The sequence below is a fragment of the Pseudoalteromonas sp. SR45-5 genome (assembly GCF_014163565.1).
GTDB classification, from domain to species: Bacteria; Pseudomonadota; Gammaproteobacteria; order Enterobacterales; family Alteromonadaceae; genus Pseudoalteromonas; species Pseudoalteromonas distincta.
Genome location: NZ_JACJDN010000663.1, coordinates 1 through 2099 on the forward strand (window position 1 = coordinate 1; position 2099 = coordinate 2099).

General features: G+C 35.1%; 1 protein-coding gene and 1 pseudogene. Both read right to left on the reverse strand.

Annotated features, from left to right (window positions below; genetic code table 11):
• Positions 1-1037 (reverse strand): annotated as a pseudogene (locus H5072_RS17720) (histidine kinase); the annotation flags it as partial.
• On the reverse strand, positions 1034-2099 hold a 1066-nt coding region (locus H5072_RS17725; protein WP_182694304.1), incomplete at its 5' end, for a hypothetical protein. The pseudogene H5072_RS17720 and the gene H5072_RS17725, both read right to left, overlap by 4 nt.

The following is a 2099-nucleotide window of genomic DNA, read 5'->3' on the forward strand; positions in this document are numbered from 1 at the left end:
CCAATAACGGCTTTTAAAAACTTACTTAAATCAAATGCTGTAAGTGTATAAATAGAGCCTTGTTTAATTTTTATTTCAGAAATTAAGAAGGCCGTATCTGCAACAGTAAATACTTCTACTGCTTGTTTATTCGCTCTATTATTGAATTTTTCTAACCAGTTTTTAAATCCATACGCGGCTAAATCAAAATTATTTTTTGACCAAAGTGCAAGTTGGTTATACTCAGAATCAAACACAATATACCCTTTATAAGTTAAGCTTTGTGAAACCTGACTCTGTACTAAATCATTAAGCTGCTCTTTTGTATAGCTATTTTGGCTTTGTAAAAAGGCTGCGATAACTAAATCTTTTTGCGATATATATAATCCTTGATTATCAAATCGCTCTAAAGCATTAAATAACGTTTTACTTAATTGCTGAGTTTGTTCATTGTAATTACTTTGCAGCTCCTTTTTTTCTATAGTATAAAGCAGTAATGCAGTGAATGAGCATAATACTAATGCAATTAAGAATGCCACGGGCGCTAAACTAAATACATGAATATACTTTTCCCCATAATTTTTTTTCACAGGATTAGTACTTTGATTACTTACTGAATCTGAATTTTTATTTAACTGTGTCTGCAATAATTGAGCAAATGAAATAAACTGATTTTTTTGTGAACCTATTAATGTTTTAGGTGCTAAATCAGCCATCAGCACTACGCCAATTAATTTATTAGTGACACTATAAATTGGATATTGTGCATAAAAACGAATTAATTTGTGCGTGTTGTTTGATACATCATCAAAAAAAGTATCTTCAAATAAATATAGTTTTTCTTGTGTGCAGCGTAGTTGATAGCTTAATAACTCATTTTCGACACTTTCTGTTATTAACTGCTCTGAATAAACCTCTCTAAAATCGATAAATTTAACAATTGGAACATCATAAAACTGTTTTAGTAGCGTTAGCGTTTCTTTAATTTCTGTTGATATTTCATCAGTTGGTGTATCTGCTAAATTAGCATGTGAGGTAAATATATTTGAGGCGTTCATTGACGTTCTCCTTCCCCTTTTGGGGGAGTATGTATCCACGTTGTCCTGTTTTGGCCGCTATGTACTGGCAGTAAAACTTTAAATGGTGGCGTTAAACTACTAAGAGCAGGTTCGCCTGTGGTGATATTAATTACTTGTTCTGCATTAACTAAATTAAGTGATGTTTTGCAATATGTAATACCTGGCTCAATCCCTATTGAGCTCAGTGTTTCACTAATGATAAGGTTATTTACTAAATCGATACCGACCAGCTCAAATGTGGTTTGTAAAATAGTGAAAACAAGTGTTTCTACAATGTTTTCATCATCTTCTAAGCGTGTCCCTTCTGGGCAGCATATTGTGCCAAGCTCTATATCAACGTTTGTGCCTATACCTACTAATGAAAGCGCATTAAGGGCTGTATTTAAAAGCGGTTCTACCTGAGGTAAATATAAATCAAGTATGTCACCTTGCGATTCGTACCCTGTTTGGCATGTATCACACGATTGTGATAAACCTTGATCGCTTGTACCTAAAAGTGGATTTCCTAAAGCTGTTACTCCAACTAAACAACTGCTGTCGGCTGGTTGCTTATCTATTTCAAAGCTTTCACAAGGTGAGCCTGTTACTACTTTTTGGGATACATAACGAGATAGAATTTGTTCACTATTAGCAGGGCATTGTTGTGGCGTGCTTCTTAATAACTGACCAATAACGCTGTTACCTAACTGCCCTATTGCGTAATTTGGACCTTGCTGCAGCGCATTTATATAACTTACATTACCGGTATTATTTAACTTGCTGACACCTTGGCTGTCTGTTGCTTCGTCGCTTAAGCCCTTTAAACACGGGTTACCTTGGCAATTTGGAGCATCGTAATAAACAGCTTCTCGCGAGGTAAACCTATCATCTCTTATGCCTATTAATGCCCTGTACGTGTTGTTTGCTCCACGATCTGTATAAAAAATAAGTGGTGCTTGATGCTCATCAAAACTTACTGCAATACCGAGTGGTCTATTGTTAGCATCAACTACAGTAATTTGATTATCTACCTTAGTTTGATGGCGCTTAATAAGGGCATCC